The organism is Fretibacterium sp. OH1220_COT-178 (genome assembly GCF_003860125.1).
In the GTDB taxonomy this organism is placed as follows: domain Bacteria; phylum Synergistota; class Synergistia; order Synergistales; family Aminobacteriaceae; genus CAJPSE01.
In genome coordinates this window covers 1-6,267 of record NZ_RQYL01000046.1, presented here as the reverse complement: position 1 = coordinate 6,267, position 6,267 = coordinate 1, and the positions used below count along the sequence as shown (strand labels likewise).

The 6,267-nt window shown below is 60.8% G+C and carries 7 protein-coding genes and 1 riboswitch; all 7 genes read right to left on the bottom strand.

Translation table 11 applies throughout. The features are described 5' to 3' along the window. Positions 1-86, bottom strand: an 86-nt coding sequence (locus tag EII26_RS12570; RefSeq protein WP_124889502.1) for a BMC domain-containing protein, incomplete at its 3' end; no start/stop codon positions are given. 89 nt (positions 87-175) lie between these two features. Continuing rightward, the gene (locus EII26_RS12565; RefSeq protein ID WP_124889501.1) at positions 176-1,648 is read right to left on the bottom strand and encodes an acetaldehyde dehydrogenase (acetylating); all 1,473 of its coding nucleotides are present in this window, start codon (positions 1,646-1,648) and stop codon (positions 176-178) included. Next, positions 1,648-2,340, bottom strand: a complete 693-nt coding sequence (locus EII26_RS13640; protein WP_342447315.1) for a BMC domain-containing protein — start codon at positions 2,338-2,340, stop codon at positions 1,648-1,650. The genes EII26_RS12565 and EII26_RS13640 overlap by 1 nt, the downstream gene beginning before the upstream one ends. Before the next feature lie 22 nt (positions 2,341-2,362). Further along, positions 2,363-3,016 carry an ethanolamine utilization microcompartment protein EutL gene (gene eutL / locus EII26_RS12555; protein ID WP_124889499.1) on the bottom strand — a complete coding sequence of 218 codons (654 nt, stop codon included), beginning with the start codon at positions 3,014-3,016 and terminating at the stop codon, positions 2,363-2,365. Between the two features lie 88 nt (positions 3,017-3,104). After that, positions 3,105-3,233: a hypothetical protein gene (locus EII26_RS13575; RefSeq protein ID WP_255415976.1), complete on the bottom strand. Its 129-nt coding sequence runs from the start codon at positions 3,231-3,233 to the stop codon at positions 3,105-3,107. 22 nt (positions 3,234-3,255) lie between these two features. Beyond that, entirely contained in the window at positions 3,256-4,170 is a 915-nt protein-coding gene (eutC, locus tag EII26_RS12550) for an ethanolamine ammonia-lyase subunit EutC (RefSeq protein ID WP_124889498.1), read from the bottom strand. Positions 4,171-4,187: 17 nt separating this feature from the next. Next, positions 4,188-5,582 (bottom strand): ethanolamine ammonia-lyase subunit EutB, encoded by a 1,395-nt coding sequence (locus EII26_RS12545; protein ID WP_124889497.1) that lies wholly within the window; start codon positions 5,580-5,582, stop codon positions 4,188-4,190. 198 nt (positions 5,583-5,780) lie between these two features. After that, a riboswitch (cobalamin riboswitch) is annotated at positions 5,781-5,944 on the bottom strand. Positions 5,945-6,267 lie beyond the last annotated feature (323 nt).

Below are 6,267 nucleotides of genomic sequence, written 5' to 3'. Positions count from 1 at the left end.
GCCTTCACCATCGCGTCCGCCGCCTCGATCGAACCCACAAGCCCCTTCGTCTCGATCATTCCCAAAGCCTGCATGTTGTTGTTCATCGTTCAGCCTCCCAATCTCCACCATTTTTTAAAATTCCGTTATTCTTGCGGTATTGCCCCGTGGGCCCCCACAAGCACGAATGCATCCCTCAGTTCAGCCCCAGCCGTACAGCCAGCTCATCGACGATGCGATTGACCAACGCGTCCATTCCCGCAGCATTCACCTTGCCGCCCTCTTGAGAGAGGGATGCCGGATAGAGCTCCCCTATCTCCCTCAGGCCCCAAGCAACCCGCCGCACATTCAGCAGATTGAGAGGTCCGACATTGTCGGAGGTCGCGTTGTGCCCCACCGCACCGCACCCCAAGGTAAGCGAGGGGAGCAGCCCCGTTGTACCACCGACTCCGCCCAGGGAGGATCCCGCGTTGACGATGACTCGCGAGACAGGCTTTTTCAACCCGAACTCGCGCACAACCTGCTCGTCCCGCGAGTGGATGGCCAGGGTATGCCCCGCCCCTTCGTAGTTCAGGAGCTCCAGGCAACGCTCACAGGCATTCTCCCACCCATCCGCCGAATAAAAAGCCAAGACAGGACAAAGTTTTTCCTGAGAAAAGGGGAATTTGCGCCCAACCCCAGCCTGATCCGCAAGCAGCACGCGGACCTCGGGACCGACCTCCACGCCGGCGACCTCTCCAATCATTTGGGGACTGCGCCCCACCAAACGCGCGTTCATCTTGCCAGCCGCATTGAAGATGACGGAAGCAACCCGGCCGGACTCGTCCGGAGACAGAAAACGGCCACCCTGACGCACAAATTCGTCCCGAACCGCCTGCTCCACGGGGACATCGACAACGACCGACTGTTCCGAAGCACAGATGGTGCTGTAATCGAAAATCTTGCTCTCGATGATTCGCCGAACCGCTGCGGGGATATCCGCCGTGCGCTCGATGAACGCCGGGGTGTTGCCCGGACCGACCCCGATCGCCGGCGTCCCGGAACTGTAGGCCGCGTGAACCATCTCCGAGCCGCCGGTAGCCAGGATCAGAGCCACATCCTTGTGCCGCATCAGCTCCGAAGTGCCCTCCCGGGCCAGGACGGTCATGCAGCTCACAAGCCCCTCCGGCGCCCCTGCGGCGGAAAGCGCCTCCGAGAGGATTCTCACCGTCTCCTGAATACACCCCTTCGCGTTGGGATGCGGGGAAAAGATGATTGCATTTCCCGCCTTGACGGCGATCAGAGTCTTGAAAATCGCGGTCGACGTCGGATTGGTGGAGGGGATCAAACCGGCAATCACCCCAACGGGAACGGCAACCTCCAGCAGTCTTCGCTCCTTGTCCTCCCGGAGGATCCCGACGGTCCGCAGCCCGCGCATCGCTTCCGTTACGTCTCGTGCGGCAAAGAGGTTCTTGAGCGTTTTGTCCCTCCACTTTCCGAACCCCGTCTCCTCATGCGCCATCTTCGCAAGCCTCTCCGCGCCGTCCGCAGCGGCGCGCGCTGCCGCCTCCACAAGGGAGTCGATCTCGGCCTGCCCCATCGCCCCCAGTATCTTCTGGGCCACTTTGGCCTTGGCCACGAGATCCCGCGCCTCCTGCACGGAGAGCAGATCACGATCTTTGATCGACATCACGCTTTATCACCCCGTTTTTTGCTTAAAACCTGCCCCATTTTTTCCTGAAATCGACCGCGCTCCTTCTCGGCAGCACGTTCGAAGAATGCGCTCAGCCTGACAACCAGCTCCCTCTTATTGGCGTCCCGGATCTGACGCCGCGTCAGGGAGTCGAGTGCGACCTCTCGAGCCAATCGCCGCAAATCCGCAACGGTCATCGCTCGGAGCTGACCGATAATCGCTTCCCTGTCCGCCCGGGGAAGCTCCTCCGCCCCCCCTTTTTCCCCGATCATCCCCTCGCCCCCAGAGTACGGAACCGGTTCTGCGTCGGGGGACTCGACTTCCATAAGGGGCGATTCTGCAATGGCTTCTTGACGGCACGCCCCGAGAATAAGGGATTTTACCGGTCCGGAGCCGGAACGGTTTCCGTGTGCCTCGACAATCGCCCAAACCTCGGGATCGAGCCTGGGAATGACGTGCGCCGAAAACTCGACATTCAACCTGCCCAAGGAGGCACACGCGGCATCCACCGCCGTTCGGACAGCAGCCACATCACCGGAGAAAAGGACCGTGACCAGTCCCCCTCCCACCCTACGGGCACCGAGCAGGGTAACCACGGCACTCTTCAGTGCCGCATCCGCGGCCTCTACAGCACCCAGCAACCCCCTCGTCTCGACCATCCCCAGCGCGCCGTTTTGCACAACGGTCACCTGCACTTCAGGAACTTATCCGTCAATAGAGGACGGGGTTCTCAGCCACGAAGACGACTGCCTGGGCGAATGCGTCACAGGCCGCTTTACAGGCCGATTGGGAACCCGTCAGAAGCCCGCCGCCGAAATTCGTCTCGGAGGGAGGCCCGTAGAAGGCGGCCAATTTCACGTCCGCCGCCTTGAGCGCGGCGTCGAGCGCGTACATAGCCTCGAGCGGCGGCGCTATCAGGTAGGCAAGGGCATCGCCCTCGGGGACTCCCGCCACCTTGGAGAGGTAGCTGCCGGTCCGGGAGATGCAGTGCGCGTAATAGGGAATCGTATCGTCCTCATTTGCAGAGACGAACCACGCCTCGTTTTCGATGAAATCCGCGATGGCGTTCAGCCCACTCCGGACCTCCGCAGGGTTCGGCCCCGCGATGATCCCGAGGATCTCCCCCGCCAGCTTGGTGTTGGCGTTCGCGGCTCCGGCATAGAACGACTTTGCATAGACCACGGCCACATCGGCCTTCTTGGTCGCCTCGTCCAGCGCCGTATAGGTCACGTCGTCGCTGTCCGCTGTGACCAGGCCGATGCTGCGCTGCTCCGGGCTCAACTCCAGCGAGGCCGCCATATCCGGATTGACGTTGGGGATGATCTTCACACTCAGGAGTGTCGCCTTTAAAGGATCACCTTTCATTCTGCATTTCCCCCTTTTTCCTAATCCCAATTCAAATCTTTGTTCCGGGTTCTAAATTTCACTTTTTCGTGGATGTTCGGGAGGGGCGTCAGACAAGGCGTCCGTTCGCGTCGAAGACGAAGCCACGAGGCTTCGCTTCGACGTAAGCGATCGGCGCGGCATTTTGAGCCTGCGGCTCAAAAGAGCCGGCCGCCTGCTTAAAAGGATCACCTTTCATTCTGCATTTCCCCCTTCTGAAATCAGAGCTTCAGGTCGATGCCGCTGATCTTCTTTTCGAGCATCATCTTGATGATATCCGCGATGTAGGCCCCCGCCTCGACGGCCGGGGTTCCGCCCGAATGGATGTTGGAGACCACCGTGCGTCTTGCCTCCGGCATCCCCACCGTCCCCTTGTAGGTGATGTAGGCGGACATGCTCTCCGCGGTGACCAGGCCCGGCCGCTCCCCGATGAGGACGCAGACCACCTCGGCCCCCGTGACCTCGGAGACCACATCCATCGCCGGGACGCGTCCAAACCGGACGAAAAAGGGCTTGGGCAAGGTGATGGACTGGCGTTCCAGGCCCTGGGCCATCGTCTTGAAGGCATCCATGGAGTTGGCCGCGACCGCCGTCGAGCTCAGGCCATCCGAGACGTAGACCAGGACCTTCGGCGCCGCGGTGCCGGCGATACGCTTGATCGCGGCCTTGGACTCCTCGGAGAACTGACGTCCCAGGTCGGGACGGGTGATGAACTGATCCTTGTCGACACATTCCGTCTGGACGACCTCCAGATTGTTCTTCGTGAGAAACTCCTCGGGGACGTCGTTGAACACCGCGTCCTGAGCGGCCGCGTGGTCGGCGCGGAAGCGCAGCAGCGTCTCCGTCTTGTAGCGCGGGCCCGCCCTCCAGACCCCGATGCGGGCCGGCGTGCTCCGCTTCATGGACAAGAGCGCCTCCCGATCGAAGGGGTTCGGGACGAGACACAGTTTGCGCAGATCGACCTCCGCCAGATCCGGGAGCCCCTCGTCGCAGCTCTCCGGGGCGGGTTCCGGAGATGCAGGCCGAGACTCGGTTTTGCTCGCCTCAGCACTTACCCCAGACTCGTCCGCGGCAGTCTGCCCCATATCCCGGATGATCTCTTCCACCATCTTTCTGATATCGAGCTCAGTAACCATATCGCATCACCTCGTTCTCAGTTGCCGACGGGGCGGCGTTCCGCACTCGGGGAGAGGAACAGCGAGGCGTCCCCGGCCCTCTCCGTCAGGCGCCCGTCCTTCATGATGCCCTGGGACTCCAGCCATTCGTCGAACTCCTTGATGGGACGCACCCCCAGGAGCTGGCGCAGGGTCGGGGTCTCGTGGTACCCGGTGCACTGGTAGTTGAGCATGACATCATCGCCGTGGGGAATGCCCATGAAGTAGTTACAGCCGGCCGAGGTGAGCAGGACAGCCAGGTTCTCGATATCGTTCTGGTCCGCCTTCATGTGGTTGGTGTAGCAGGCGTCGCACCCCATGGAGATGCCCGTCAGCTTTCCCATGAAATGGTCCTCGAGCCCCGCACGGATGACCTGACGGCTGTCGTAGAGGTACTCCGGTCCGATGAAGCCGACGACCGTATTGACGATAAAGGGCTTGTAGCGTTTGGCGAAGCCGTAGCAACGAGCCTCCATCGTCACCTGATCCGCCCCGAAGTGGGCGTCGGACGAGAGCTCCGAACCCTGGCCGGTCTCGAAGTACATGAAGTTGGGGCCGACCCCAACCCCTTCGTGGGCCGCCAGGTCCTCGGCCTCTGCAATCATTTCAGCGGAGATGCCGAAGGCCTCGTTCCCCTTCTGGGAGCCCGCGATGCTCTGGAAGATCAGGTCGGTGGGGGCGCCGTGGCGCACGGCGTCCATCTGCGTGGTGACGTGGGCCAACACGCAGATCTGGGTGGGGATCCCGAATTTCTCCTTGACCTCCTGAAAGCGGAGCAGGACTTTCTTGACGCTCTCCATACTGTCGTCAACGGGATTGAGCCCTATAACGGCGTCGCCGACGCCGTAGGACAGCCCCTCGTAGAGAGATGTGGTGATGCCCTCGATGTCGTCGGTCGGGTGGTTGGGCTGCAATCGCGCGGCCAGCGTCCCGGGGAGCCCAATGGTGGTGTTGCAGTGGGCGGTGATGCGAATCTTGCTGGCTCCGTAGATCAGATCCAGGTTCGTCATGAGCTTCGCCACGCCCGCCACGACCTCGGAAGTCAAGCCACGGCTGACGCGCTTGATCTGCTCCCCCGTGGTCTCGTTGGACAGAATCCACTCCCGGAGGTCGGAGATGGTCCAATTCTGTATCTCCGAATAGATCTTCTCGTTGACGTCGTCCTGAATGATTCGTGTGACTTCGTCGTCCTCGTAGGGGACGACCGGATTGTTGCGCAGGTCAGCGACCGTAAGGTTGGCCAGGACATGCTTGGCCGCTATCCGTTCCTCCATGGTGGAGGCAATGATCCCCGCAAGCCGATCGCCGGATTTTTCCTCGTTGGCCTTCGCAAGAACCTCCTTGATGTCCCTGAATTGATAGACGTGTCCGAAGAGCGTTGTCTTGAGGTTCACCGTTATTTCACCTCCAGATGAATGCTCGTCCGCGTCCTGAGGGAACCCGAACGAAGGAGCCCCGGGCCGTGTGCCTCCCCATCCGCCTCGCCTCCCCTCTCTCGGGAACCCCTTGTGTTTTCCGAAAAAACGCAAAAGGCTACCCAGGGGCAGACACAACGCCACCCGTGGATAGCCTCAAATCCTCGTAAGGCCGCTCCGTATCTTCAGCAGCTGACCGGTCTCCTGGCTCGCCTTCCTCCTCGTCCGCACCTTCCCAGGAAAAACCTCCCAGTGGTTCCGCGGCTTCGTCAGGCTCACAGTGGCGGGGTCCGCGCCGGATTTTCACCGGACTTCCCGACATCAACCGTCGAAATAACACAAAAGCAAAGTCTATAGATAAGAATGTTAAAGCATCCTTACAAATTGCCCTCCTTAAAAGGATAAACCCACATAATTATTTTAACATCAAATAGCCGCAATACTCTTCTCTCCGAAAAACCATGAGTCACCAAACTTTTAAAACGTGCCGCATGGGGTCATCAGGCCCTTTCCGGTCCTGATCGACGGAAGGTTTCCACCGTCCGGCTGACAAAACCTCAAGAGCGATTCCGGTCCCGCTCCACACGATCCAGCAGCCCCTCGCAGCAGACGTCGGTCAACGACGTGACGAGGGCCTCCGCATCCGCAGGAAGCGGCCGCTCGC